Source organism: Acidobacteriota bacterium (genome assembly GCA_038040445.1).
Lineage (GTDB): Bacteria > Acidobacteriota > Blastocatellia > UBA7656 > UBA7656 > Onstottus_A > Onstottus_A frigus.
On record JBBPIG010000001.1, the window covers coordinates 229719 to 255117 of the forward strand.

The 25399-nt window shown below is 55.8% G+C and carries 26 protein-coding genes and 1 pseudogene; 9 read left to right on the forward strand and 18 right to left on the reverse strand.

All coding sequences use genetic code 11. From position 1 onward, the window contains the following. Positions 1-89: 89 nt before the first annotated feature. The 6 genes from AABO57_01010 to AABO57_01035 form a co-directional block, all read right to left on the reverse strand. Positions 90-377, reverse strand: coding sequence for a CopG family antitoxin (locus tag AABO57_01010; GenBank protein ID MEK6284302.1), 288 nt, complete (start codon positions 375-377; stop codon positions 90-92). Continuing rightward, positions 364-561: a BrnT family toxin gene (locus AABO57_01015; GenBank protein ID MEK6284303.1), complete on the reverse strand. Its 198-nt coding sequence runs from the start codon at positions 559-561 to the stop codon at positions 364-366. The genes AABO57_01010 and AABO57_01015 overlap by 14 nt, the downstream gene beginning before the upstream one ends. Positions 562-741: 180 nt before the next feature. Then, on the reverse strand, positions 742-1371 hold the full coding sequence (locus tag AABO57_01020) for a hypothetical protein (protein MEK6284304.1): 630 nt from the start codon (positions 1369-1371) through the stop codon (positions 742-744). Positions 1372-1434: 63 nt separating this feature from the next. Then, the gene (locus AABO57_01025) at positions 1435-2169 is read right to left on the reverse strand and encodes a hypothetical protein (protein MEK6284305.1); all 735 of its coding nucleotides are present in this window, start codon (positions 2167-2169) and stop codon (positions 1435-1437) included. Positions 2170-2419: 250 nt separating this feature from the next. Then, entirely contained in the window at positions 2420-3154 is a 735-nt protein-coding gene (locus AABO57_01030) for an SGNH/GDSL hydrolase family protein (protein MEK6284306.1), read from the reverse strand. A 103-nt stretch (positions 3155-3257) separates the two neighbouring features. After that, a complete protein-coding gene (locus AABO57_01035) occupies positions 3258-4031 on the reverse strand; it encodes a mechanosensitive ion channel family protein (GenBank protein ID MEK6284307.1) in 774 nt (257 codons plus the stop codon). Between the two features lie 183 nt (positions 4032-4214). On the opposite strand from AABO57_01035, the gene AABO57_01040 reads away from it, so the two are divergent. From AABO57_01040 to AABO57_01075, 8 genes and pseudogenes are all read left to right on the forward strand, one after another. Beyond that, positions 4215-5477, forward strand: coding sequence for a hypothetical protein (locus AABO57_01040; GenBank protein ID MEK6284308.1), 1263 nt, complete (start codon positions 4215-4217; stop codon positions 5475-5477). A 634-nt stretch (positions 5478-6111) separates the two neighbouring features. Next, positions 6112-7242, forward strand: coding sequence for a DegT/DnrJ/EryC1/StrS family aminotransferase (locus AABO57_01045; protein MEK6284309.1), 1131 nt, complete (start codon positions 6112-6114; stop codon positions 7240-7242). A 19-nt stretch (positions 7243-7261) separates the two neighbouring features. Continuing rightward, positions 7262-8242: a UDP-glucuronic acid decarboxylase family protein gene (locus AABO57_01050; protein MEK6284310.1), complete on the forward strand. Its 981-nt coding sequence runs from the start codon at positions 7262-7264 to the stop codon at positions 8240-8242. 28 nt (positions 8243-8270) lie between these two features. Continuing rightward, positions 8271-9572, forward strand: a complete 1302-nt coding sequence (locus tag AABO57_01055; GenBank protein ID MEK6284311.1) for a UDP-glucose/GDP-mannose dehydrogenase family protein — start codon at positions 8271-8273, stop codon at positions 9570-9572. A gap of 36 nt (positions 9573-9608) precedes the next feature. Then, positions 9609-10655, forward strand: coding sequence for a VWA domain-containing protein (locus tag AABO57_01060; GenBank protein MEK6284312.1), 1047 nt, complete (start codon positions 9609-9611; stop codon positions 10653-10655). Positions 10656-10720: 65 nt separating this feature from the next. After that, positions 10721-11497, forward strand: a complete 777-nt coding sequence (locus AABO57_01065; protein ID MEK6284313.1) for an XdhC family protein — start codon at positions 10721-10723, stop codon at positions 11495-11497. Beyond that, positions 11487-12659 carry an acyl-CoA dehydrogenase family protein gene (locus AABO57_01070; protein MEK6284314.1) on the forward strand — a complete coding sequence of 391 codons (1173 nt, stop codon included), beginning with the start codon at positions 11487-11489 and terminating at the stop codon, positions 12657-12659. Before AABO57_01065 ends, AABO57_01070 begins: the two co-directional genes overlap by 11 nt. Before the next feature lie 149 nt (positions 12660-12808). Beyond that, positions 12809-12952, forward strand: a pseudogene (locus AABO57_01075) (TOBE domain-containing protein). Between the two features lie 221 nt (positions 12953-13173). On the opposite strand, the gene AABO57_01080 reads toward AABO57_01075, so the two are convergent. From AABO57_01080 to AABO57_01130, 11 genes are all read right to left on the reverse strand, one after another. After that, positions 13174-14358, reverse strand: coding sequence for a DUF4388 domain-containing protein (locus AABO57_01080; protein ID MEK6284315.1), 1185 nt, complete (start codon positions 14356-14358; stop codon positions 13174-13176). 8 nt (positions 14359-14366) lie between these two features. Continuing rightward, the gene (locus tag AABO57_01085) at positions 14367-14753 is read right to left on the reverse strand and encodes a response regulator (GenBank protein MEK6284316.1); all 387 of its coding nucleotides are present in this window, start codon (positions 14751-14753) and stop codon (positions 14367-14369) included. Then, positions 14746-15579, reverse strand: coding sequence for a GAF domain-containing protein (locus AABO57_01090; GenBank protein MEK6284317.1), 834 nt, complete (start codon positions 15577-15579; stop codon positions 14746-14748). The genes AABO57_01085 and AABO57_01090 overlap by 8 nt, the downstream gene beginning before the upstream one ends. A gap of 12 nt (positions 15580-15591) precedes the next feature. Next, positions 15592-16056 (reverse strand): chemotaxis protein CheX, encoded by a 465-nt coding sequence (locus AABO57_01095; protein ID MEK6284318.1) that lies wholly within the window; start codon positions 16054-16056, stop codon positions 15592-15594. Then, positions 16053-16484, reverse strand: coding sequence for a response regulator (locus tag AABO57_01100; protein ID MEK6284319.1), 432 nt, complete (start codon positions 16482-16484; stop codon positions 16053-16055). The genes AABO57_01095 and AABO57_01100 overlap by 4 nt, the downstream gene beginning before the upstream one ends. Beyond that, positions 16471-17559 carry a chemotaxis response regulator protein-glutamate methylesterase gene (locus AABO57_01105; GenBank protein ID MEK6284320.1) on the reverse strand — a complete coding sequence of 363 codons (1089 nt, stop codon included), beginning with the start codon at positions 17557-17559 and terminating at the stop codon, positions 16471-16473. Before AABO57_01105 ends, AABO57_01100 begins: the two co-directional genes overlap by 14 nt. After that, positions 17549-19297, reverse strand: a complete 1749-nt coding sequence (locus tag AABO57_01110) for a chemotaxis protein CheA (GenBank protein MEK6284321.1) — start codon at positions 19295-19297, stop codon at positions 17549-17551. Before AABO57_01110 ends, AABO57_01105 begins: the two co-directional genes overlap by 11 nt. Positions 19298-19318: 21 nt before the next feature. Next, entirely contained in the window at positions 19319-20176 is an 858-nt protein-coding gene (locus tag AABO57_01115; GenBank protein ID MEK6284322.1) for a protein-glutamate O-methyltransferase CheR, read from the reverse strand. A gap of 38 nt (positions 20177-20214) precedes the next feature. Then, positions 20215-20718: a chemotaxis protein CheW gene (locus AABO57_01120; protein MEK6284323.1), complete on the reverse strand. Its 504-nt coding sequence runs from the start codon at positions 20716-20718 to the stop codon at positions 20215-20217. Positions 20719-20752: 34 nt separating this feature from the next. Next, positions 20753-23521, reverse strand: a complete 2769-nt coding sequence (locus AABO57_01125; protein MEK6284324.1) for a methyl-accepting chemotaxis protein — start codon at positions 23519-23521, stop codon at positions 20753-20755. Positions 23522-23883: 362 nt separating this feature from the next. Further along, positions 23884-24594 (reverse strand): MBL fold metallo-hydrolase, encoded by a 711-nt coding sequence (locus AABO57_01130; protein MEK6284325.1) that lies wholly within the window; start codon positions 24592-24594, stop codon positions 23884-23886. A gap of 86 nt (positions 24595-24680) precedes the next feature. On the opposite strand from AABO57_01130, the gene AABO57_01135 reads away from it, so the two are divergent. Next, positions 24681-25043 carry a hypothetical protein gene (locus tag AABO57_01135; protein ID MEK6284326.1) on the forward strand — a complete coding sequence of 121 codons (363 nt, stop codon included), beginning with the start codon at positions 24681-24683 and terminating at the stop codon, positions 25041-25043. Between the two features lie 10 nt (positions 25044-25053). On the opposite strand, the gene AABO57_01140 is transcribed toward AABO57_01135, so the two are convergent. Beyond that, positions 25054-25377: a hypothetical protein gene (locus AABO57_01140; protein ID MEK6284327.1), complete on the reverse strand. Its 324-nt coding sequence runs from the start codon at positions 25375-25377 to the stop codon at positions 25054-25056. Positions 25378-25399: the final 22 nt, after the last annotated feature.

Below are 25399 nucleotides of genomic sequence, written 5' to 3' on the forward strand. Positions count from 1 at the left end.
GGCATTTGAAGAAACGATTACTGTAGGTGTTAGGGGTCGCGCCGGTACGCGTCTAGCTCCTTGTGCGGTCTGGTGCTATCGCGGAGTCGCTACGTTGTTCTGTCTCCACTAACTTCTTCCTGTAGCCGTTCAGCCAACCACAGGTTGACCAATGTTTCAGGCAAGACTCCACGGACTCGGGCCTGAGCCTCGAGGTGAGCAAAGACTTTGGGATCGAGTGTCACGCGCCGCCTCCGTTGCGCCCTTACCTCGAATTCAACCTCGTGGGTTTGATCCCAATAGTCGCCGAGACTATGCGTATCCCAGAACTCACCGATTTCCTCTAACGTCTTTGCCTTCGATATGCTTGTGAGTTGTTGATCATCACTTTCGTTCATAACGTTTTCGCTCCTTACTATCCATGTCTCGCGCGCTTAAGATCAGGGCCATGTTGCCTGATTTGTGAATGAAGAACACAATCACGTAACGGCCTGCATCGGTCTGCCCGTTGGCTGAGTAGACATCTTCGCCTGGTCGATGCCGTGACTCAACAAAACGATATTGTGGCTCATTGAAGAACACTTCCTCGATCTCGTCTTGTGTGACGTTATGTTTAGCGCGAGCTTGTCCAATATGTCGGGCAACCAGATGAAATTATCGATGTACATAACCCCTCTGACACACTCGCAGGTGGTCGGTCAACACATCGACAAACCTAACGCAGTTCTCACTCTCCCACGCCACCGAATTCCTTATTCTTTGTTATCTCTTCCGAGCTTCTTGCACTGCATTGTATAATTCAAGGAATTTATCGCGGACAGACGAGTCTAGCTTCGCAGCGAAAGAGGAATCGAGTGACTTCGCCTTAATCAACTCCTGCACGTCCGCGAGGTCTTTCAGGCGGTCGGGCGCCGTCATTCCGGATGCAAGTTTCAATTCAATCAGCTTCTCAAGCGTGATCGTTTTCACACCGTCAATTACTACGAAGTGCTCACTCGGGCCTGGGAACTTGACCGGCTTTGGAAGCCCATCACCGGGGTATTCACCTGCCGTGATGATTTCTATCGGAACATTTTCCGCTGCCGTGCGAAACTTCCTGGTCGAGCCCTCGAATGCAGGGCGATAGCCGAGGCCAATCAATTCCTCTCGAAACTTTTCGAGTCCTTCCTTTGTCAGCAGCAGATCAATGTCTTCGGTGAAACGCCGGTAACCATGCTGATTCAATGCGATCGCTCCGATCACGGCGTAATCAATTCCGTGAGAGTCGAGGTCCGATGCGATGCGCCGCAGCGCGTTGTTCAAAAGGCTCTTGCCCATGAAAAACCTTAAACCTTCTTCGTAGGCTTCGGTCGGTGACGAAAGTATCTGCTGAAAGTCTTCGCGCTGCTGCATAACTTACTCAAACTAACTCTGCCAAATGATAGCACAAGGCCCGAAGCTGGCTGAGCGCGTAGTTCACGATCGTCGAACCCCGGAGCTCGGCGTCGCCTTGGGCGGTTGCGCGCTCGATGGCACTATCCATAACTCAATCGCCGGCTCTTCCCGAAGGCCGCCATCCACGATCACCACCCGGGCGGCATCCAGGCCGCGCTTCGAAACAAGATAAGCTTTCGCCTTGTTCGCCGTCTTCTGCGCATCGCCGGCCCGGCTCGCGCGTCCACCGTAAGCGATGATGTAGCTCTGTGCCGTTGTGTCGAGACTGAGTTCGATCATAAGCTTGTCGAGCCTCTCATCCTCGTCTTTGGGCTTGAGCTTGCCATACTCGTCCAGCTTACGCGCCTCGGCTTTCTTGGTCACCGTAGTTGTACAACTGGCCGCTGTAGAACCATAACCACAAGCTCGGTCGAACCCGCCCGCCTCAACCGTCGCAGTCACCGTTGCATCAGGGGCTATTTCCTTCGTGCTCACTTCAATGTTTGGGGTGCCCTGGCCCGATTCGATTGAGCCAGCCGAGACCGTCCAGTTATATGTCGGCGTTACCTTCGGGTCACCACCACGGACCTCCACCGTGATCTTCAACGTATCGTTCGCCTCGACCGAGTCGGGGCACGTTACCTTCGTGACCGGGCACTTGGATTGCGGCTGCTGTCGTTGCTGAGCGGAGACATGGCGAATCGCGCTCGCGCAGGGGAGGAATAGGAGGGCGATGACTGGCAACATCACAAAAACAGTTCTGTCTTTCGGTTTCATAACTAGTGCTCTCCTGGAACGATGGTTTTATCTGCTTGTCGAGCGACTCAGATGAGGTGCTAAAAGCGGGCTTGCTCGAACTTTCCGATCAACCTTACTGATACATTTTGATCAGGTCAACGCCGGCTGGAGATCAGGATTAGGCAATAGCTTCGCAAAGCGGTCCTGGAGGCGACTTAACTTCTCAATGTGCATGCCGGCTCTCGGACGAAGGTCGATCGAGACCGCGGCCGTTGCGATTAGCCGTAGCTTACCGTCTTGCGAACTTCCCGTTTGCCTCACTGGCTGCTCGCTGCAACTGTTCCGCTTGTTCAACCGGTATCTCAATCTTTGCTTTCGAGCGCAGTGACAACTTCGATGGCAGGCCCCCTAACGGTCGCCCGGAGAGTTGCCCATAGATGACCAGGGCGGCCAGGTACGAACCCGTCACAGTCGGATGAAGTCCGTCTTTTGAGTACAGCTCGATTTTGGGATTGATTCTCCAGGCACTCAACCAGGCTTCGCCCACCGGCAAAACCAGCCCGTCAATATCTTCGGCGGCCTGGCTGTAGGATTGACTGACGCCCGCGAAATCCTGCTCTCGGCTCGACGAAGGCCAGACCATATACAATGCCGGCCTTGCGCCAGTGCGCCGAATTTCTTCAGCAAATCGACGAGCGTACTCGCGAAGCACGGCGCGACCTTCCTTAGAAGCTGAGGGCCCTTGCTGCAGCACCACGTAGTTCCATTTTCCGTTCTTTATCGCTTTGCCCGCGTCTCCTTTGTTCCAATGATCCTCGAGGCTGAAGTCTGCAAACGCGATCATCTTGTAGGCGAGGCGCTGGTCATTCGCTTCGGCCAATGCCTCGACAATGGAGGGAAGATCGTTGAAGTAGGTCAGGCTGTTGCCTACGAATAAGATTCGGAGCGTATCGGCTGGGAGCCGACCGCCGAGACTGCTACTGCGAGGAGGTGTGGCAAACAAAAAGACAATAACCAAAACCATTGAGAGCCAGCCTGAGGTTCTCGTCCGGGAGTTTCTGATTGCAAGAAACAAATTCATGAGAAGGTGTCGCGTGCTGTGATAACGAGCTGCCACGAATTAAGCCTCAAAGGATTTGCAGTTCAGCTTGTCTGAAACGGTTCAACAGTCGAAGATACTCGTCCGCCGTCACACTCGAAAACTCTTCGGGCCTTGTCCACGCCCAGATGATCAACGTTGTCGTGTTGTCTGCTATCGAAGTGATCCGGACCGACGGCGCAGGCTCGCTCAATATCCTCGGGTCATCGGCCAAAGCCGCATTGATTGCGGCGATCGCAATCTCTACGTCGTCCTGTCGTACTTTCAGCGTCAGCTCCAAACGCCGGCGTTGGCTCAACGAATAGTTCACAATCTTCGAACCCCACACCTTTGAGTTCGGCATGATAACCCGGACTCCGTCAGTCGTCGTCATCTGCATGTTCACGATTGTCAATTCTTCGACCACGCCGTGCGCGCCTTCGACTTCGATCAACTCCCCTGCCCGAAAAGGCCGGTAGATCAACAACAACAGGCCGGCTGCAAAGTTCGATAGCGTGTCTCGCAGCCCGAAGCCCAGTATCAAACCGGTGATACCGAGGCCGGCGATAAGCGAGGTTACCGGCACCTCCACCTTTTCGAGCGCGATGAGCGTTGCGGCGATCAGGATCGCCAGAGATATCGAGCGGACGAAGAAGTTCTTGAGTAACACGTCATCGCGTACGCGACTGCGATTGAGAATCGGCGTCATCCACCGTTTGCTGAGCTTCGAAGCGAGCACTCCGATTAGAAAAATGAGCAAGGCGGCGAGCCATTGCAGAGCGTGACTTGATACAAACGTCTTAATGTTATCGAACTGGATCATCGTCAATCCGTTGTTGCTCGGCGGGCCGGGCAATCATCAGGCAAGGTACATTGCCAACCGCGAACCTGCAAGCCGGCGCTACTTGTTGTGAATATCTTGTTGCATGAGAAAGGTATTGAGAATCGAGAGCTGCACTTGGTAGTATTACACCATCTGTATTTCACTTAGTGGGAGACCAATCGCATGATAAGAGTTGCAGTTTGGATGCTTGCCATGCTCGGCGGCGCCGGAGTGGACCACACCAACAACCACTTATTGAGCAACATTGAAGAGGGAAGGGAACAGGTAAAAAAGGAATCAGTTCAATTGATAATGGGCACCGTCGGCACGCGGCGGGTACGAATCGGCCGCCGGCAGTTCAAAGACGTTCCGGTCACCGGCATCGTCGGGCGCGAGATGGCGTTGGCGATCCTGGACACGGACGGTAAGATCCGAATTGCACGAGCAATCAAGCGCGACCCGGGTTTCGAGGTCCTCACTCCTGGTTTCATACTTTCGATGCGGCGCGAGAACGGAATCAATTCCGACATCGCTTGCATAAGTCCGGCAGGCGGAAAGGTTGTAGCAGTCAAGTATCCGGTGTCAAACGAGGGTAATCGCTTCGGGCCAGGCGACCCAGTGATAGAAGCCGTCTACACACCGTACTCGGCCGAGATAAAGACAGAAGAAGTAATCAAGAAAGGCATCGACGTAAAAAACGGATTTATTGAAAAGGCGTATGCTCGACTGCGTGACCGAGGAGTCCAGTCGCGGGCGTTCGCGGGAAGGCGAATCGTCGACGTTATACCCAAAGACATCCTTAGGGTGCTGTTGCTAAACGAGCACATAGATCCAAGCGAATTTAAGAGCGCCGGTGTAACCAAGCCGCTGGCTGAACGAGTGTTGACGGTGATTGCGACAAATCGCGATAAGGCATATGCATACTCGATCAGCCCCGCGGGAGCTCGCGGGCTTGTGCAGATGATACCCTCAACCTACTCGCTTCTTTTGAACAGGTATCCGGCGGCGGGGCTGAAACGTGATTTCCACGCGGCAATGGGAGACCCGATAGGCGCGGTGATGGCTCAGGTGTTGTTATGCGATTCCGATTGGGAATCGATTAGGGCGCGAGTTGACTTGCCGGCAGATCGCGTCGGTCCTTATTTAGCTGCAGCCTACAACGGCGGGGTCGGCCGAGTCTTGTCGGTGCTGTCCCACGATCAAACCGACTGGATGGAAGATCCCGATTCGAACACCCGCCCGACTATGACCGTCTCCAGGAAAGTTGCAGTCAGGGTTCGCTCGCGTAGCGGACGAGTAGCAAGACGCTACGTCGTGAAGAAGTATACACAACCGATCTTCAAGAATGAGACAAGCAAGTACGTTAGCCAGTACCACTGGATCAGCGATTTTCTTGCAGAGCGTTCGAAGCCGAGCACGCGACCGCGTAACATTGAAGTGCGATAGGCTTGTGCTTCGATCTGCCTTAACCGGAACGCTTGGGCCGCCGTTGGAATGGCGGCCTTCGTTTTATGGCTAACGTTCTTTTGCCGGGTAGCATAGACTTTAGCCTGTGTCGTGCGAAATCTCTTCTATGTGATCGGCACACAGAAACTAAAAAAGTCTATGCTACCAGGATTGCGAGAACAGGCGAGAAAAATAAAGAAGGACCGAAGCGATCAGCACAGCCCCCGTTGCCCTGATCATTTCGGCCCTTCCGTTTTGAAGCTCGGTAATAGAGTTGGCAAGGTTGGTGCCAAGGCAAATATCAGATGAGTCCAGCTGTAAACTGTTGATACTTGGTTGAAGACAGTTCTCCCGCCACAGGACCCGAAAGCCAACTCACAGATTCTGTCATCGGATGTTACTGTTTTTGTTATAGCGGCAGCAGATCGGTGCGATTGTAACCGGAAGTTGAACTCACACTCCTATGGAGTGAAACCAACAAGTCCCGGTTCTCATTGCGCCCCAAGTTGGCTAATCGAGTCCCAACTTTGACGAGCGGAGTTTCTTCACGATATGATAAAGCGCTCATGCGGATCGCCCCCATCGTGACGCCGCCTCCCCCGGAGTGCTAGAGCCAATGCAAGAAAGAACGCAGATGAAAGTTCCGATGCTGGATCTGAGTGTCCAGCACCAGACGATCGCGGAAGAGATTCAAGCGGCCGTAGCAGGCGTCCTGAACAGCCAGCAGTTTATTCTTGGGCCTGAGGTGCGCGAGCTTGAGCGGGAGCTGGCGCCTTACTGCCAGTGCGCAGAAGCTGTAGGATGCGCGTCGGGTTCGGATGCCCTTCTACTCGCTCTTATGGCTTGCGGAGTGGGACCCGGCGATGAGGTCATAACAACTCCCTTTAGTTTTTTTGCTACCGTAGGGTCAATCGTGCGGTTGGGAGCCAGGGCAGTCTTCGTCGATATCGATGTCGCGACTTTCAACATCGATGCAAATCTTATCGAGGGCGCAATGACCGAGCGAACGAAAGCCATCATGCCCGTGCATGTCTTCGGGCAATGCGCAGAGATGGACCGCATCAATGAACTTGCCAGGCCCGGCAAGATCGCGGTTATTGAAGATGCCGCTCAGGCTATCGGCGCCGAGTATGGCGAAAGAAGGGCTGGCAGCCTGGGGCTAGTCGGGTGCTTCAGCTTTTACCCGTCGAAGAATCTGGGCGGGGCAGGAGACGGTGGTTTACTTACGACTAATGATCTTGAGCTGGCCGAGAGTCTGAGAACCCTGAGGGCGCATGGGGCCAAGAGAAAGTATCATCACGATCGGGTGGGGATAAACAGCAGGCTGGACTCGTTGCAGGCCGCAATTCTGCGGGTCAAGCTTCGCTATTTGGATCAGTGGGCAAAGACTCGTAGAGCAAATGCGCAAAGATATCGAGGGCTGTTTGACTCAGCCGGATTGGTTTCGAGCGGTGCGGTGCGATTGCCCGGCGAGTCCGCATCGGCACGGCACGTATACAATCAATTCGTTATTCGGGCCCGCGAACGGGACAAGCTAAGAGCGTACCTTGCGGAGCGCGGCGTAGGGACGGAGATTTACTACCCGGTGCCACTTCATATGCAGGCCTGCTTCGAAGACTTGGGTTATCGGGTGGGAGATTTCCCCGAATCAGAGAGGGCAGCCGAAGAGGCGCTGGCGATCCCGATATATCCAGAGCTCGGCGAAACCGCGCAGGGTTACGTGGTCGAGACAATAGGCTCGTTCTATCGGCAGGGTATCGCTTGATGTGCACAGGTGAACTGAAATGCGAGTGCTGATAACAGGCGGAGCAGGATTCTTAGGCTCACATCTGGTCGACCGCCTAATCGCGGACGGACACGACGTGATCGTGTTCGACAACCTGCTTACCGGCCGCGTAGAGAACGTCGAGCATCATCTGGGCAACGAACGCTTCAAGTTTGTCAAACAGGATGTGACCGAGTATTTGCACGTCGCCGGCGAACTCGATGCGGTTGTGCATTTCGCATCCCCTGCGAGCCCGATCGACTATTTGCAGTTACCGATTCAGACGCTGAAGGTTGGCAGTCTTGGAACGCACAAAGCATTGGGCCTGGCGAAGGCAAAGCGCGCGCGGTTCCTGTTGGCGTCGACGTCGGAGGTCTACGGAGATCCGCAGGTGCATCCGCAACCGGAAGAGTACTGGGGACACGTGAATCCCGTCGGGCCACGAGGCGTGTACGATGAAGCAAAGCGCTTCGGCGAAGCGATCACGATGGCTTATCATCGCTATCACGGCGTTGACACCCGCATCGTCAGAATATTCAACACGTACGGCACCAGGATGAGGCCTAATGACGGACGAGTGGTTTCAAACTTTGTGGTTCAGGCGCTCAAAGGCGAACCTCTCACCGTCTACGGAGACGGGGACCAGACGCGCTCCTTCTGCTACGTTAGCGATTTGATCGAAGGTATATTGCGCTTGTTGATGAGTTCCGATGCGCGAGGATCGAAGTCAGCCGGCGGACGGCCGGGCGCAGACGACGATATTCACTTGCCGACAAACATCGGCAACCCCGGTGAGTTCACCGTGATCGAGCTTGCTCGCATGGTGATCAGGTTGACCGGGAGCAAGAGTATCATCGAGCACAGACCCTTGCCGGTGGACGATCCGCGCGTGAGGCAGCCCGACATCAGCCGCGCTGTCAGACTTCTAGGATGGGAGCCGAAGGTAAGCTTGGAAGAGGGGCTCAAGAATACGATCGCATTCTTTGCCAGCATTCTGTAGCGTGCTGATCGAGAGCTGGAGAAAGTCAATGCACATAGCAGTCATCGGCACCGGCTACGTTGGCCTTGTCACAGGTGCGTGCTTTGCCGACTTTGGTATGAGGGTCACCTGTGTGGACAAGGACCGGGACAAGATTCACTCGATTAAAGAGGGCAAGCTGCCGATCTACGAGCCGGGACTTGATGCGCTGGTCTCGAAGAATGTCCGGGAGGGAAGGCTTGACTTCAGCACCGATGTGAAAGAAACAGTCGAGCAATCGCTGGTCGTGTTCCTTGCGGTCGGCACGCCGCCCAGCGGAGACGGGTCGGCCGATATGAGTCAGATCGATGAAGTGGCTTACGAGATAGCAAAGTCACTGAACGGCTATAAAGTAATCGTGACCAAGAGTACGGTACCGGTCGGCGCGGCTTCTCGCATCAAGAAGATCATCGAGGAGAACAGGGCGGCGCCAGGCCGGTTCTCGGTTGCGGCGAACCCTGAATTCTTGAGAGAAGGGGCAGCCATTAGCGACTTCATGCGGCCGGACAGGGTAGTGATTGGTTGCAGAGATGAAGAAGCGGTGGCGATACTGAAAGATATCTACCAGCCGCTGTACCTGCTCGAGACCCCGTTCGTTATCACGACGCCGGAGTCTGCGGAAATGATCAAGTACGCTTCAAATGCATTTCTGGCGACGAAGGTTTCATTCATCAATGAGATATCGAGGCTGTGTGAATTGCTCGGCGCCGATGTCCACGATGTGGCTAAGGGAATGGGGATGGATGTCCGAATCGGGTCTAAGTTCCTCCATCCCGGACCTGGTTTCGGCGGAAGTTGCTTCCCGAAGGATGCAAAGGCGCTCGTGGCGCTAGGACGCAGCGTGAACTATGACGTCCGAATCGTCGATGCTGCGCTGCGCGTTAACGAGTCTCAGAAGAACTCAATCATCGATCGCATCAGGCGTCTATTGCCGCAACTGGGCGGCAAAACGATCGCAATACTAGGATTGGCTTTCAAGCCCGAGACCGACGACATCAGAGAAGCGCCGTCAATCAAGATAATCGAGGACCTGCTCGAGGCGGGAGCCAAGGTTCGAGCTTACGATCCGGCGGCTATGGAGTCCGCGCGCCGGCTGCTAACCGACGTCGAGTATTGCGAGGATGAGTACGAAGCCGCTCGCGGTAGCGATGGCCTGGTCGTTGTTACCGAGTGGAACCAATTTCGGCGGCTCGATATGGATCGACTGAAGCAACTGATGCGCGAGCCAAACATCATAGATCTTAGAAACCTCTACGAGCCTGTGGCGATGCGTTTGGCGGGGTTCAACTATCTGGCGATGGGGCGCAACTGAATTGAGGTCTGTACCGGTTTCAAGGAGATCGCGGTGATGAAACAATGCGGTCGGCTCGACAGATTGCGGCTGGTGACGGTCGTCGCCGGCCTCCTTTTCGCGCTCGTGGTTCCGGTGACCAGCGCGCAGCAGGAGCGAAGCCAGAAGCCGGTTCCTCGAGAAGATGAGCCGATCAAGCTCCACACGACTCTTGTGCAGGTACCTGTCGTCGTTAGCGAGCATGGTGGCCGCTACGTGAGCGATCTAACGCGCGATGACTTCAATATCTTCGAGGATGGCGTCAAGCAGAACCTCGAACTGTTCGGCTCAGTTGAAGAGCCGTTCAGTGTTGCGCTGCTGCTGGACTCGAGCGGCTCAACCGAAGGGGCGCTGGATCAAATCAAGTCGGCAGCAATGGCTTTTCTCGGCAACCTCAGGCCGCACGATCGCGTGATGGTCGCTTCGTTCAATGACAGCGTTGAGGTCATGTGTGAACTAACCAACGATGCGACTCGGCTTGCGGCGGCCGTGCGATCGATCAAATCGGGCGAGTACACCCAGGTTTACGAGGCAGTCTATACGGCGGTATGGGAAAGGCTCCGCGATGTTCCCGGAAGAAAGGCGGTGATCGTTTTCAGCGACGGACTCGACACGGCAAGTAGCGAGATTTCCGAAGAGGACACGCTGGATGCGGTCATTGAGAGCGAGGACATCATCGTTTACCCGATTCGCTACGCCACGCGCGAGGATGTCGAACGCAAGATGGACGCCAGGGTAAGGGGCTTGTTGAATTCGAAAGGGACTTCCGCGGTAGACTCCAAACTCGAGCAAAGCAGGCGAGAGCTGGATCGCGCGTACAGAAGCGCAGACGAGTATCTGCAACGCCTTGCTGATATGTCGGGCGGGATAGTCGAGCGCGCGGATAGACTCGGCGACTTGAAGTCGGCGTTGGGAAGAATAGCCGAAGAACTGCGTCACCAATACCTTCTTGGTTATTACCCGACAAACAAGCAAAAGGACGATCGCGCGCGTAAGATAACGGTACGAGTCTCTCGCCCGAGCGTCACAGTTCGAGCACGCCCGGCATATAGAGTCGCACAGTAGTCAGGTCGCGCGTTGACTTCAAACCAAGCTTTAGGGCCGCCTACGAATGGTCGGCGAATTTATTTATGGCGGGGCTAAAGAACCTTCTGAAGACTATCGAGGATGGCGCATCGCGCGAGGAACCCCTGGCGGTCGTCCGAGTTTTGAACGAGGCTTCAGGCAAGAACGCGACGGTTACGGTTTCTAACGGCGAATTGTCCCCGCCAATAGCGGACCGAGTAATAGCTTCCAAGATACTGGCTTCAGTGGAGAGCGTTAGAGCAAAGGGCGGCGTCGCCGATCTGATCGAGACGCTGGATGAGCAGGGAAGTTCGGTAAGGCTCGTTATCGAGATAGTCAAACCCAAGTTCGAATTGGTGGTATTCGGCGCTGGACACGTTGGCCAGGCCGTTGCACTGATGGGGGCGCTAACCGGATATCAGGTCACTGTTGTAGACGACAGGGAAGAGTTCGCTTCGCGCAGCCGATTGCCTGACCCGAGGATCCGCCCGCTGGTGAGCGATTATGCCAGCGCAACCGAGAAGCTAAAACTCTCACCGAGCACAGCGATTGTGATTGTTACGCGTGGGCATCAGTACGACGAGGTTTGTCTCAAGAACGTCATCCGCTCAAACGCGACGTACATCGGAATGATAGGAAGCCGTAGACGAGTGCTGTCGGTGTTCAAGAAGCTCGCCGGCGAGGGCTTTTCCGAAGAGGCCTTGCAGAGAGTACACGCGCCCATTGGATTGCGGATCGGAGCGATCTCTCCGCAGGAGATAGCCGTGTCGATTCTCGCCGAGATAATTGATCACTTGAACAACCCTGACCACAAAAACAAGGGAGAGAAAAATGCCATTTGAAGGATTGGATGTTTTGGGAGTCGGCGCGCTGCTATCGGATGAGGAGAGACTCGTGCAGTCTGAGGTCAGGAAGTATGTTGAGTCGGAGATTACCCCGATCATAGCCGGGTGTTTCGAAGAAGGAAGGTTTCCGAACGAACTGATACCGAGCCTCGCCGAGCTCGGCGTGTTGGGGGCGAATCTTCCCGAAGATTACGGCTGCGCGGGGATGAACAACGTCGCCTACGGGTTGGTGATGCAGGAACTCGAAGCGGGTGATTCCGGGATCAGGAGCTTCGCTTCGGTCCAGGGCGCGCTCTGTATGTATCCAATATTTCAGTTTGGAAGCGAGGAACAAAAGCGCAAGTGGTTGCCCGAAATGGCTGCCGGCAAGGTAATCGGATGCTTTGGGCTTACAGAGCCGAACTTCGGTTCTGATCCGAGCGGTATGCTGACAAGAGCCAAAAGAGACCGAAACGGCTGGGTGCTCAATGGCTCGAAGGCATGGATAACGAACGGCTCAATGGCGCACATCGCCATCGTGTGGGCCAAGACCGATGAAGATGACCAGATCCGCGGCTTCATAGTTGAGAGAGGCACGAAAGGCTTCAGCACGCGGCAAACTCATCATAAACTAAGCCTGCGCGCGTCTGACACATCGCAACTGTTCTTCGAGGATTGCGTGATTCCTGAGGAGAACATCTTGCAGGGCTCAGGTGGGCTAAAGAGCCCGCTGATGTGCCTGACGCAAGCGCGCTACGGAATAGCGTGGGGCGCGGTGGGCGCCGCGATGTCTTGCTTTGACGTTGCGCTAAAGTACTCAAAGGAGCGGACACAATTCGGGCGCCCGCTCGCTGGGTTTCAACTGACTCAAAAGAAGCTAGCCGAAATGGCGACTGAAATCAGTAAAGCGCAGTTGTTGTGCTTGCACCTGGGGCGGTTGAAGGACGGCGGCAAGATTAAGCCAGTGCACGTATCGATGGGCAAGATGAACAACGTGTCGATCGCTTTGCAGTGTGCGAGAACGGCTCGAGGGATCCTCGGGGCGAACGGCATCACCGGTGAGTATCCGATCATGCGTCACATGTGCAACCTTGAATCGGTTTACACCTACGAAGGCACGCACGAGGTCCACACGCTGGTGCTTGGGCAGCACCTTACAGGCGAAAGCGCATTCCAGTAGATCGCACGCGGCCTATTCCATTACTTTTTGAGGCAAAGCTCGTTCCTACTAGACGCGTATGCAATGGCTTTTCTTATAAACGGAGTCTGCCTCACCAAGCTCATCGCGGCGTCCGTTGAATTGTGTTTCTAGACGTGGCGTATGGTCAAAGCGAAGTAGTAATTGAGCTTGCGGGCGGTACGGAAGTCGTTTCAATTATCACTAAGGATTCCGCTGAAAGGCTAGGGCTTACAGAAGGCAAAGAGGCATATGCAGTTGTCAAAGCTAGTGACGTGATGATAGGCATTGACTAAAGCGAATCACTGCCATTTCTATGTCGCCTCTTTATCGTGCAGCCATTTCGACTCTACACAAGAATAGGTATCAAAATCGGCTTTCTTGTGTAAAGCCAAGGACACCATCGAATTTCGGGGCAGAAATCCCCGCTGGCCTCATAAATCGACTCGGAAGGTGCTTTTGAGGCAAAGCCCGCGTCTACATAATATCTATTATCGGACGCAACGGATCGGTTCTTCTAGGAGATGCCGTACTGATCCCCTTCGAGCTGCACGACTCGACGCTGCAACGCGATGCGGTCGAGAGCGAGGCTCGCTTGACTGGCCAGGGCGACCAATTCCCCAAGTCCCGTCAGTTCAGCGTTGCCGGGATAGTTGTCGCCGTAGATTACGAAGGCCGGAGATTCATTGCAGCTTAACGGCAACACGAAGAAAGTAAGCTCGTGGCCGAAGCCTCCCACGCGACTGAGCAATTCCGAGAACCAATAGCTGTCCGGCTTAGCTCCGACAAACGGCTCGCCTGTCCTCACGACACGAGCAAGAACGCTGTCGCCTTCCAACGGAAGGCAAAGGTCGCGAACCAGTTCATCGGCGCTCTTGCCGTCCGCGCCCTGGTTGAGCCCGAACTGCCCGAGGCCATATAGCTTCGAGTCTTTGATCGCGAACAGAATGCCCCGCGCTGCAAGCTCGCTCGCATACCTCATCAGCAGCAAACTGATCTCAGCTTCAAACGAGTGCTGCTTCATCTCGGCAAGTAATGAGCACAAAAGACTCGATCGATCGTGATTCCCCCGCTTTGGCGCATCGTCATCGTGCCCCATCCGTGTCCCGAACGAGACTTGAGCGTCCCGACGGTTGCCGAGAGGCCGGGTTTCCCGCCCGCCATTCAAACTGAACCAGCCAGAGTCGTCGTGTAGCGCTTCCGTCTCTCGTTCTTTGTATGATTTATCTTGTTCGTGCGCTGCGTGCAACAGAGCCTCGCCGACATCGAGGCCTTCGGCGAGCCGTATGCCCTCTACCGATTGCGGAAGCGTCGCCTCACCCAGCGCTATGCTGAAGCGTCCCTTCTCTATTCTCACGAGCTTTGCTATGACGCGTTGAGTGTGGCGACGGGCAGCGGCGGCCAGTCCGTTCCGTGTGAGAATCCCGCTTTCCACCAACCGTTCGAGGCCGGCATCCTTGTGGTCGCCGCCGGCGGCCAGCGTTCTCAAAGCATCCGCTCCAAGCAACCCTGCAAGCGCCAGACTATCCCTGAGAGTTTCTCCGGGCCGGACTGAGGAATGTGTTATTCGCCCTCCCTCTACTATTATCTTGCCCTCCGACCCCCCGCCTTCAAGAGACACCATTCCCGTTTTTCTGCTCAGCGACAGTATCTGCAAGATGTCTGTTAGAGCGAAGTCGCTCAAGTCCCCAGTTAGCTGCATAGCCGTGCTCAGTGCTCACCCAGGAAATCCTTCACTAACTCCTTCAGCCTCGCCATCGATACGGGCTTGGAGAGATAACCGCTGGCGCCCAGGCTCATCCCCAGTTGGACATCCTCATCAGCGCCCTTGGTGCTGATTATGATAATCGGCAGCTCGCGATGCTTTGGCTCGGCACGCACCGTTCGAATGAATTCCAGGCCGTCCATTCTTGGCATTCGAATATCAGTCAGAACCAGGTCGAAGTTCCGGTTCCTGACTTTGTTCAATGCATCCTCGCCGTCGAAGGCTTCGGTTATGTTTGCCTGAGTAATGCCCTCGACTCTTGTCAGGGTCATACAGAGGAGCTGTCGCATGGTCGCCGAATCATCGACCACCAGCAGAGACTTGTCAGCCATTGGCGCCTCCTTGTGGCACTCGCAACAAACTCATGAATCCTTCAATTGTGCGAAGCTTTCTATCGGCCATCGAGTAGAGCCTCGAGCTGATGAGCGCACTCGCGGCGTGGCCGGCTAGCAACTCCATTAGCTGATGATCCAGCTCGGTAAGTCCCCTCTTGTGAGACAGCAGTTGGTAAATCGTTATCAAACCGACGACGCGCTCCTTTATCTTCAGCGGTACGCAGGCGCGAGGCCCGTCCCCTTCGCCTTCGCTGAAATACGGCTCTCCCGTAAGAGCGACGACACCTTCGATGCCTTCACCGAGAGTAACCTGCGCCTTGTCCGGCCGGCCGCCGGTATCGCCCTCGTAGCCCGCCCGCACGAGTTCATGAGTCTCATCATCGACAACAAAGAGACCGAAATCCTCAGAGCCGATCATGTTGAGCAGGATTTCCTTGATGCACTCCAGAACCTCGGCCGAGTCCAGCGTCGAGTGCAGTCGATGGCTGGCAACGTACAGATTCGCGAGGCTCTCGTTCTGCTCTTCCACCTGAACGTATCTTTGCGCGAAGTCTTTGTTCTCGGCTTCGACCTGTTGAAACCTGCGATCGAGGAATTCGAGCTTTTGCGCCATCTGGCCGTTTTCGAGTCTCAATCGCTCGACTTCGTTCATCAGCGCGTCCGACGAGTTCATCTGGTCCGCCTCCAACTGGACCACGCGGTAGCGGAGTCGCTCATTCTCACACATTAATTCTTCGGTGAATGCCCTTCCCTTTCTGAGCATGTCCACCAGCTCTTCGCTCTTGTTGAAGAGGTTCAAGATCTCTGCGGGCTCTTGTGCCATGTCAGCGCTCCCTCAATCCAAATCCTGAATTGTAATGTTGACTCGCACTTCACCGTAGGCGGTAGCTATTGGCGCAACCAGGGTCTCGAAGCATTGATCGTAGCTGACAAGATTCGCGCCCGTTATCACCGTCGGTGGGCTCATTCTGAGTCTGGTGCCGCCCTCGTTGATCTTCGATATGGCGCGACCGATCGCCATCGAAGCGAGCTCCGCTATTGAGCTGCGAACCAGCGGCGTCATTCCCGGCGACGGTTCTCCGAGCATGTGTCCGGCGAGCTGCACCGCCGTGAACAGATCCATATCGAAGATGACGCGTCCTTGCGCTTCGCCGGCGAGTCCGATGATCGCCATGACCTCTCTGCCGGCCACCGGGCTTGGTTTCATAGAAATTGAAGGGACATCAACCGTCGGCCCAATCAACTCCCGAAACACCACGGTGGTCGAGTCGACGAATATTTTTACGAAGTCTAGTCTCATATCACTCCCCTGGCACGATTGTCGGGAGCCGAGGACAGGACGTTCTCAATCGCCTTTCTTAGCTCTTCGGTAGTGACGGGCTTGGGGAGGAACCACTTTGCGCCTGCAGACATTGCCTCGGCCACCTTTTCTGTGTAGCTTACCGAGCTGATCATTATGACCCTTGCTTTCGGGTCTTCGTCGCATATTCTCTTAACGGTTTCGACGCCCTCCAGGCCCGGCATGACGATGTCCATCAGCACAATATCCGGTCTGAGGCGGCTGTATTCTCTTATGGCCTCGGTGCCGTTGGCGGCTTCACTGGCGATGACGTTCTCGAAGGAATCCATCATTCGCCTCAGGTGAAATCGCATAAACGCCGAATCGTCCACGATCAAACACGTGAGGGGCGGTTTCGCGATTGCTGTTTCTTCGTCACTTACATGCATAGACTTTCTCCACCTCGACAAGCTGTCCCGCCTGACTCGTGAGATATGACGCCATCTCGGCGAGCGGCACGATCTTGTTTGCGTAACCTCTTTCCACTGCGATTCTAGGCATCCCATAGACCGCGCAGCTTTCCTTATCCTGCGCGATAGTCTGTCCCCCGGCTTGCTTGATCTCTCCCAGTCCCAGCGCTCCGTCGCTGCCCATTCCTGTCATTATGATTCCTGTAGCCATTGGCCCATACTCCGCTGCAACAGACCGGAACAAGACGTCAACGGATGGCTTGTGGCCGTTCACCTGAGCGCCTCCCTCCAGCAACACCTGGCATCCGGCCGGCGTTTTCCGGACTTTCATATGCATATTGCCTGGCGCAATCAACGCCTTTCCGGGGAGAGCCAGATCGCCCGATTCCGCTTCTTTCACCTCCAGGTCGCAAATCTCGTTGAGCCAGTGAGCGAGCATCGCAGTGAAGCTCTCCGGCATGTGCTGCACGATCACGATGCCCGCGTCGAAGTCTGCCGGGATTCGCGGCAATAAGTATCGCAAAGCGTGCGGCCCGCCCGACGAAGCGCCTATCGCAACGATCCTTCCGGCTCCCCTGCCCCGTCCTTCAACCCGAGGCTTTTTCTTGACCAGTGGTCCGGGCAAAGAGCCGCCCAGCGCCGCTACGTTCGTTCGCGCGGCGGCCTTGATCTTCGACACAAGCTCCTCTGCCATCTCCGGCAGCCGGGCCGTGCCTGAAGGCTTGCAGACGAAGTCCACTGCTCCCTTCTCGAGCGCCTGCATAGTCAGAGCTGCCCCCCGCGTGGTCAGCGAGCTGAGCATAATCACAGGAGTGCGATGCTTTGAAACGAGTTCCCCGAGCGCGGTCAGTCCGTCCATTCGCGGCATATCCACATCCAGCGTCACCACGTCCGGCTTCAGTTGTTCAACCTTGGTTAACGCGAAGCAGCCGTCAATCGCAGTCGCGATCACCTCGATCTCAGGATCTCCCTCCAATAGCTTCGAGATGAGCTTGCGCATCAAGGCGGAGTCGTCTACTACCAACACGCGAATCTTTTTTCGCTCAGACGGCATAAGCCTCCCTGCTGTTCCCTTTCCCTCGTTCGTACTTCACTGCCTTGCGGAAGACCATCTCCGCGTCCATTATCAGCACAACTCGTCCATCACCCAGCACTGAGGCGCCAGACAGCGCTTCGTTCTGCACCCAGTGGCTGTCGAGCGGCTTTATCATCAGTTCCTGCTCGCCTATCAGTTCGTCCGCCACAACGCCGTACCTCTTGTCAGCGGTTGCCAGGACGACTATAAAGAATTGCTCTGCTTCGCTTCTAAGAGCGGCGCCGCTGCCGCCTTTGCGCCTGTCAAACGAGAGCACAACGCCTGGCCGAACCATCGATACGAAGCGATCGCGCAGTCTATAGTTTTCGACTCCGTCCAGATAAACAATGTCAGAGCTTTCTGCTCGCGCTATCTCGCTGACCGAGAGCAGCGGCAACGCGAAGAGCTGCCCGGCAGCCTTGAATAGCAACGCCTTTATGATCGCCAGTGTGAGCGGCATCCGAAGAGTGAAACACGTGCCGGCGCCAGCCTCACTCCTTACGGTCACGCTCCCGCGTAACTGCTCGATGGCCGACTTCACGGCAGCGGTCCCAATGCCTCGTCCGGACAATCGAGTGACACTTTTGGCCGTGGACACCCCTTCGAGGAAGATCAACTCCATTGCATCTTCGTCGGAAAGCCGGGCGGCATCCTGGCTTGTTATCGCTCCTGCTTCGATCGCCCTCGCTCTGACGATGGCCGGATCGATACCGGCGCCGTCGTCGCTGACTTCGATGATGATGTAGTTCCCTTCATGGTAGGCGCGCATCCCGATGCGACCGGCCGCCGGCTTACCGGCATTTCGCCGAGCGGCCGTCGTTTCAAGCCCGTGATCGACCGCATTGCGTAGGAGATGTAACAACGGCTCGTACAGCAGATCCACCAACGCGCGATCAAGCTCCGTCTCGCCCCCGCTTATCTGAAGCTCGACTTCCTTTCCGCGTTCAGCCGCTAGCTCGCGCATAGGTCTCGCGAATCTGCGGAATACGTGGTCGATGGTAACCATTCGCATCTTCAGTACGCTCTTTTGCAAATCGGCAATCAGTTTGCCCATGTGTGAGCTGGCGCCGCTGAACCGGCTAACAATTTCGTTTCGAGGAAGCGCCAGTTCGAGTTCAGGACGGAGCTGACCGATGACTGAACGCGCGATCACCATCTCACCGGCAAGGTTCAACAGGGTGTCTATTTTCGCCGCCTCAACGCGGACGTAGACGCGGCGATTCCTGGTCGCGGCCTGGCTCTCGACGCGAATCGAAGCTTCTGACCGGTGCCGTGGTTCGACCTGTTGATGATCATCTGGCTGCGTCGAAGGAAACTCCCCACTTGTCTGAATCGCTCCGAGCGCTTCAACCATCTTGTTCGCAGTTTCAGCCGGGATATCGCCCACTTCACTGCCGTCAATTGCGGCCTTCACCGCATCGAGGCTATTGAGGATCGCATCCACCGAGCGACGATCAAACGCAATCTTTCCGCTGAGTACCGCGTCGAACACGTCTTCGATCTTGTGGGCTACTTGTGTCACGCCTTCGAGATCTATGCAGGCCGAATCGCCCTTCAGCGTGTGCGCCCCTCTTCGTAGCCGCGTCATCGCTTCGGCGTCGTCACCGGCCGACTCCAGAGTAAGCAGATCGTGCCCCATCTCTTCCAGAATCTGAAGCGACTGGTCGCGAAACACCCCGAGCAACTGATCGAGTTCTGCTTTGGTCAGATCATCCATCTCGAACACATTCCTATCGCCTTATCCTTCGAGCCTGTAGGCGATGCCCTTGTTGCGATGCACCATTGCGAATCTGGTTGATAAGCCCTGAAGGCTTTCCGCGTGCCCCAGGAACAGGAAACCGCCCGGCACCAGGCAATTCGCAAATCGATTGACCAGCCTGCGCTGCTCTTCGGCGTCGAAGTAAATCATCACATTTCGGCAAAAGACTATGTCGAGTCCGCGAAGCCCGTTGTCGTTCTTCAGGTTGTGATAGTCGAATATCACGCGCTTCCTGACTGCCTCGCTCATCACGTAGTGCCCGTTCTCCTGCCGAAAGTATTTCGCAACAGAGTCCGGATCGACTCCCCTCAACTGGTCGGCGCGATACAAGCCGCACTGCGCCCGCTCGAGCGCGGTGAATGACAGGTCCGACGCAAAGACGCGAATGGCCCACGAGTCTCGATCGGGCAATGTTTCCAGCAGCGTCATTACTGCGCTATAGGGCTCCTGTCCTGTCGAGCACCCAGCGCTCCACACGCGCAGAAGGCGGGTCGCGCTCTTCTCTTTCTTCGAGACAATCTCGGGCAGCACTACCTCTCGCAATAAGTCGAACTGCGGCTGGTTTCTAAAGAACGAGGTCTCGCAGATCATCAGTGAGTCCAGAAGCGCGAGCAGCTCCTGCGACCTGCCCTGCGGCGCGGTGATCATGCAGTAGTATTCATACCCGCTCGTAACCCCGAGTTGATCCATTCGGCGTCTTAACCTGGATTCCAGAAACGATCGTTTCTCGACACCGAGGCTGACACCACACTGCTCGTAGATAAGGTCCCTGAACAGCCTGAACTCGCTGTCAGACAAAATGTTCAGGCTGAGCGGCCCCGAGTCGAACTGTTGCATGTACCCCGGTGTCATAACGTGCGATGAATTGCTCATACTCAAAACGATGACGCGGTTGCGAGCTGCTCTCTTCTACGGGACAAGAATTCAATTACTACGTCCAGTTCGGCAACGATCTCATCGGATAGGGCCTTTCTCAGATCAATCAGCGTGATGAATCTATCGTTGATCTTGACCACGCCCTCGACGTAGCCGGCGCCGATCTCCGAAATAAGGTCGGGCACGGGCTCAAGCATTTCGTCGCTAACCCGTATCACCTCGGATGCGCCGTCGACTATTAATCCCGCCGTCCGGCCGTCGAGCTTCGCGATGATTATCCGCTGGTCCGTGGGTATTGGCGTTTCGAGAGCGCGAAGCCGCTTTCTGAAGTCAAGTACAGGCACGAGGTTCCCTCTGAGATTCATTACACCTTCGACATAACGCTCGGTCTCGGGGACTGGCGTTATCTCGCGCATCAGCACAACCTCGCTGGTGAGCATGATGTCAACGGCGAATTCTTCTCCGCCGACTTTGAACACCACCAATTGTCGTCTTGCTGGCAAAGCCGCCTCCGTGCTCGCTTCCTGACCGCCTCGCTCAGTCGCCGTGTGGATAGCGTGCGATTGTGGTCCCGTTTCCACGGTTCCCTGACGAGCCGGGCAGATCGTACGAAAACGGGTGAATATAGTCGTCCTTCACTTTGAACTGCGAGATTGCCTTGTTCAGCCGGTCTGCGAGCCCCACCATTCCCTCGATCGTTTGCGCGGTTTGGTGAGCGCCGGCGGATGTTTCAAGCGTAATGCTCGATATGGTCTGCATCGCTCCGGCCACATTGCTCGTCACCCGCGCCTGTTCTTCCGATGCCGCTGAGATTTCCTCGATCAGCTCCGATGACTGGCGCACGGCCTCTGAGATTTCTCGAAGCGCGGTGCTTGCCTCGCAGGCAAGGTAGCTCCCGCCCCGGACCTCTTTCATCCCGGCCTCCATGGCAGTGAGCGCTTCCGAGGTCTCGTTTTGAATCGACTTGATGAGGTTCCCTACATCGCGGGTGGCGCGCGCCGATCTTTCTGCCAGTTTTCTGATCTCGTCCGCCACAACGCTAAACCCCAGGCCGGCCTCTCCAGCATGTGCCGCTTCGATTGCGGCATTCAGCGCGAGCAGATTGGTTTGGGCGGCGATCTCGTCGATCAAGTCGATGATCTCCGATATCTCGGAACTGCGAATGCCGAGCAGCCGCATCTTCTCCGCCGTTTGCTGGACGGCGGAATCGATCCTCGACATTGCTTCCGATGTGTCGCGAACGGATTTGTCTCCGTGTTCGGCCTTATCGAGTGCGCGGCGCGCCGCGTCAGCCGAAGCATCTGCATTCTTCGAAACCTGATTCATCGACGCCGCCATCTCTTCCACTGCGCTTGATGTATTGGTTATTTCGTCCGCTTGTCGTTGCGACCCGACCGCGATTTGCTCTGCCGCGGCTAGTATCTCCGTCGCGCTCGACGAGACAGAGAGCCCGATCTGTTTGACTTCGGTAAGCATAAGGCTGAAATCGTCGAGCATTTTGTTTACAGACTGGATGACTCTTCCGAGGGTGTTGTCGGTTTCACCGCCGCGTTTTGTCAGATCACCTTCGGACACCGAAGAGACCATAGTCAGAAACTCTTTGAGGTTGCGCTCGAGGCTTTCTTCGGCCAGTCGTCTTGCGGTTACGTCACGTTTGATTCCGCGAAAGCCGTCGGGCTTGCCCGAAGCATCGCGCTTGAGAGAAACGGAAGACTCAACGACTCTCTTCGTTCCGTCTTTCGCGACTACCTCATAGGAGAAGCCGCGGGTGGCTTCCCCGGTTCGAGCTACCCTGCTGAACTCTTGATAGACCTGCTGGGCAACGTCGGGATCCATGAACTGGCGGTTGTTCATTCCCATCAACTCTTCGGCCTCATACCCGAGCATCTTGCATACTGGGCCATTGAAAAAAGTGAAGTTGCCTCTGAGATCAACTTCGAAGTATCCGTCTTCGATGCTTTCGAGGATGGTCCGATACTTTTCCTCGCTTTGTCTCAGCGCTTCTTCAGCGCGCCTGCGATTGAGCGCGCTGGCGATATGCTGCGAGACGAAGGTCAAGACATCCTTCTCGGTCTCACCAAACCTAACGCTCTCTGTGTAACTCTGGACCGCGAGAACACCTAGCGTTTCGTCCCCTGCTTTGAGGGGAATGCCCAGCCAGGCGACGGGAAGCGTTCCGATGACCTCGATTTCACCAGTCCCTATCATCGCCTGCAAGTTTTCGCGCGGAGCCAGTAGCGCCGCCCCGGTGCGCAACACGTGTTCGGTCATCCCCCTCCTGAGCTTTCGCGGTTGAGGCGGGTCGTCGACTTCATCAACGTAATAGGGAAAGCTCACCATATGAGCTGCTTCATCGTAAAGCGCAATGAAAAAGTTTCCGGCATACATTAGCTCCCCAACGATACGGTGGACTGCCTTGAAGAAAGCCTGCATATCATCTGTCGAGCTGGTCATCTCAGCAACACGGTAGAGCGCCGACTGGAGCAATTCTGCGCGTTTGCGCTCCGTAATGTCCGTGTGAATCTCAATGTGGCCTGTCACTCGACCGCTCTCATCTTTTATCGCGTCGGAACGCAAGGCCACAGGTATGATCCTGCCGCTTCGAGCGCGCATCTCGATCTCTCCCGACCAGGATGCGCCGTTACTGACGGCTTCAGAGACCTCTCGCGCAACGCCGGGATCGACGTAGAGGAGTGCTTTGCTGGCCGCGGCATCCAGCTCTTGGACGTTGTAGCCGAAAAGCTCGGTGAACTTCTTGTTGTAGTAGGTGCCCTCGGTGGTGGAGTCGGCGACAGCAATTGCGTCCCCCGAGCCTTCGACCGCCTTAATGATCGCGAGAAGCGATTGTTTTTGCCCCGCCTCAGAGCGCGCTGTCTCGCTCATTCGGTCCATCATCGCATTAAAGCTTCGCGCCAGCTCTTCGAACACCGGACTGGTAAAAGCATCTACGCGGACATCGAGGTTTCCAGCCGATGCTTCTCTAGTTGCGTGACTGAACTTCTCCAGACTGCTTGTGATGCGCCTCGCGACTACGAGACCGGCTACAAACACCGTCACAAGTGAAAGGAGAGCCGCCGTCGCAGCATTGACCGTCGAGGCCCTTGATAGTAGAGCACTCGGTTCTGCGGCCGAGCCTTCGAAACTCAGATAAGTAGACACGTATGCGGCCGCGCCGAACAGAAACGCCAGCGTCACCGCTAAGCCCCCTAGCTTGACGTCCAGGGCCTTCAGACCAACCTTGCCGAGTGTCGAGCGAGCATCAAGACCATGGGGAGGCGCACTGTGCCGTTTTTGATTTGAATCCATTTGCGTTACTCTTCTTTTTTTTCGCCCGATTTGAGGCGGGAAAGAGAAGCATGTTTCGAGTTAAGCCGCTAAACGCACACGCGCTGCGTGCCGGCCAAACCGAGATCGTCTCGAAGAGAATGCGAAAGGGGCAACGTGCGAGGCGAACACTAACTCAAAGAGGAGCCTCGACCAACTTTGGGTGAAATTTCTTGAAGGGGCAACGGTGGGAGCAACAAATCGAGATGCGCGTCAGATGGCCTTTATTATGCCTATTGCGGGGACGCAGTCAATACAATTCTATCGGGACTTTGTGCCTGCTTACCTGTATGGATGACTACCTCCGGATTTCCCAGCCCTTCCCGCGTCAGTGTGACGAGTAGCTACGGCTCACCCATTAGACTCTTCCAGCCTTCAAAGCTTCTGATCTTTAGACAATAGTTCTCTTTTTTTTCGTCGCCGATTGTGCTCGTGGGCTTCGCAGCGTAGTTGTGCCCTGGATAAACAAGCGTTTCCTCTGGGAGTTTGGCCAGGACCTGCGTCAGCGAATGGTACATGTCCTCGGGGTTGCCGCCAGGAAGATCGACACGTCCGCATCCCCCGATGAACAAGGTATCGCCCGAGATCAGCGCAGAAGCCGCGAGAAAGCACTGGCTGCCGGGCGTGTGCCCGGGTGTATGAAGTAACTTCACTTTGACGTTGCCGATGGAGATATCATCGCCACCGTGGTGCTTTTCAAGGTCGGAATCGGAAAGACCGGTGACTGTTTTTACCCCTTCACTCTCCACTTCGTTTACGTGAACCTTGACTGGCCGCATCGCGATGAAATCGGCAAGGCCGGCGATGTCGTGGCCGAAGATATTTCCGCCTACGTGGTCGGGATGGTAATGCGTCACCAGGGCCCCATCCAGTCCCATGCCTTCGTAGTCGGCGAACTCTATGATACCCGGAATGTCCCAGGCGGGGTCCACAACCATGGACACCTTCAGCTCATCGTCTCCGACAAGGTAGACGAAGTTGGCCATCTGCGAAGCGAAATAGTCCGCTCTCGCAAAATCGCGGCCTGCGAGAAGCTGTCTAATGTATAAGCCCATGGTTTACTTCCGTCTCAGATCATTGTCGGAACGGTCAATCGGTCTTCCTTGAAAAGAAGGTCCGGCTTAGGGTAAAAAGGGTGCATATGACTAACGGACGACTAGAATGTCGCATCTTGCTTTTCATGTTGCTGCTCAGCACGCTCTTCGCGGCCGCTTCCTGCGCGACTAACGAGTCGAAGGCCAAGAAGGTGATTCAAGAATACTTAAAACCCCACGGAGTCACCGATGTCAACGTGGATCTCTTTTACACCAATCCAAACCTTCCCGACAAAGCGTACACCAGCGCCACCGTGGTCTATAGCTTCGCGAGCACCGAAGGAAAGCCGCAGCGCGAGTTTCTCGGTTTTATTCTGACGCGAGCGGGCAATGAGTGGCGGGTGGAGAGCATTACGGGTTATACGAAAGAGCAAAAGGAGGCCGCCGGGTATCTTGCCGGCGGTAAGTGATCCCCAGCTATCACTTCCGGTCTTGCCCGCTTGTCTTCTCACCGTACTGTGGGCCGTACCATGCGAGTTCCCTGTTGTACCCCGCTTCCCCCCGTTCAAACCGCTCCGACCCAGCTCCAGCCCCATAGTACCCCGAGTGTGGGAGCGGCCCGTAGGACTCTCCTGGCTCATCCGCTGGCTTGGGCCGGCTACGATACGGTTTCTCGTATCCGCCGCCGATGCCGTAACCTCTCGCGCGCGGTTCGAGGCTCCGAGATGGATGTAAGCCAGATGAAGTGCGCTTTTCAGCCTCATCTCTCGTTGGCGGCTGTTTCGAAGTTATCTCGTCTGTCATTGGGCCATCTCAAAACAATGGG

What these genes read in the sequence shown, in the direction of transcription:
- AABO57_01140 (MEK6284327.1), bottom strand. Translation starts at nt 25,377, where the DNA reads ATGACAGACGAGATAACTTCGAAACAGCCGCCAACGAGAGATGAGGCT.
- AABO57_01125 (MEK6284324.1), bottom strand. Translation starts at nt 23,521, where the DNA reads ATGGATTCAAATCAAAAACGGCACAGTGCGCCTCCCCATGGTCTTGAT.
- AABO57_01010 (MEK6284302.1), bottom strand. Translation starts at nt 377, where the DNA reads ATGAACGAAAGTGATGATCAACAACTCACAAGCATATCGAAGGCAAAG.
- AABO57_01105 (MEK6284320.1), bottom strand. Translation starts at nt 17,559, where the DNA reads ATGCCGTCTGAGCGAAAAAAGATTCGCGTGTTGGTAGTAGACGACTCC.
- AABO57_01020 (MEK6284304.1), bottom strand. Translation starts at nt 1,371, where the DNA reads ATGCAGCAGCGCGAAGACTTTCAGCAGATACTTTCGTCACCGACCGAA.
- AABO57_01090 (MEK6284317.1), bottom strand. Translation starts at nt 15,579, where the DNA reads ATGGCACAAGAGCCCGCAGAGATCTTGAACCTCTTCAACAAGAGCGAA.
- AABO57_01060 (MEK6284312.1), top strand. Translation starts at nt 9,609, where the DNA reads ATGAAACAATGCGGTCGGCTCGACAGATTGCGGCTGGTGACGGTCGTC.
- AABO57_01115 (MEK6284322.1), bottom strand. Translation starts at nt 20,176, where the DNA reads ATGCAACAGTTCGACTCGGGGCCGCTCAGCCTGAACATTTTGTCTGAC.
- AABO57_01070 (MEK6284314.1), top strand. Translation starts at nt 11,487, where the DNA reads ATGCCATTTGAAGGATTGGATGTTTTGGGAGTCGGCGCGCTGCTATCG.
- AABO57_01095 (MEK6284318.1), bottom strand. Translation starts at nt 16,056, where the DNA reads ATGAGACTAGACTTCGTAAAAATATTCGTCGACTCGACCACCGTGGTG.
- AABO57_01055 (MEK6284311.1), top strand. Translation starts at nt 8,271, where the DNA reads ATGCACATAGCAGTCATCGGCACCGGCTACGTTGGCCTTGTCACAGGT.
- AABO57_01130 (MEK6284325.1), bottom strand. Translation starts at nt 24,594, where the DNA reads ATGGGCTTATACATTAGACAGCTTCTCGCAGGCCGCGATTTTGCGAGA.
- AABO57_01080 (MEK6284315.1), bottom strand. Translation starts at nt 14,358, where the DNA reads ATGCAGCTAACTGGGGACTTGAGCGACTTCGCTCTAACAGACATCTTG.
- AABO57_01085 (MEK6284316.1), bottom strand. Translation starts at nt 14,753, where the DNA reads ATGGCTGACAAGTCTCTGCTGGTGGTCGATGATTCGGCGACCATGCGA.
- AABO57_01025 (MEK6284305.1), bottom strand. Translation starts at nt 2,169, where the DNA reads ATGAAACCGAAAGACAGAACTGTTTTTGTGATGTTGCCAGTCATCGCC.
- AABO57_01045 (MEK6284309.1), top strand. Translation starts at nt 6,112, where the DNA reads ATGAAAGTTCCGATGCTGGATCTGAGTGTCCAGCACCAGACGATCGCG.
- AABO57_01110 (MEK6284321.1), bottom strand. Translation starts at nt 19,297, where the DNA reads ATGGATGATCTGACCAAAGCAGAACTCGATCAGTTGCTCGGGGTGTTT.
- AABO57_01030 (MEK6284306.1), bottom strand. Translation starts at nt 3,154, where the DNA reads ATGGTTTTGGTTATTGTCTTTTTGTTTGCCACACCTCCTCGCAGTAGC.
- AABO57_01040 (MEK6284308.1), top strand. Translation starts at nt 4,215, where the DNA reads ATGATAAGAGTTGCAGTTTGGATGCTTGCCATGCTCGGCGGCGCCGGA.
- AABO57_01135 (MEK6284326.1), top strand. Translation starts at nt 24,681, where the DNA reads ATGACTAACGGACGACTAGAATGTCGCATCTTGCTTTTCATGTTGCTG.
- AABO57_01065 (MEK6284313.1), top strand. Translation starts at nt 10,721, where the DNA reads ATGGCGGGGCTAAAGAACCTTCTGAAGACTATCGAGGATGGCGCATCG.
- AABO57_01035 (MEK6284307.1), bottom strand. Translation starts at nt 4,031, where the DNA reads ATGATCCAGTTCGATAACATTAAGACGTTTGTATCAAGTCACGCTCTG.
- AABO57_01100 (MEK6284319.1), bottom strand. Translation starts at nt 16,484, where the DNA reads ATGCATGTAAGTGACGAAGAAACAGCAATCGCGAAACCGCCCCTCACG.
- AABO57_01050 (MEK6284310.1), top strand. Translation starts at nt 7,262, where the DNA reads ATGCGAGTGCTGATAACAGGCGGAGCAGGATTCTTAGGCTCACATCTG.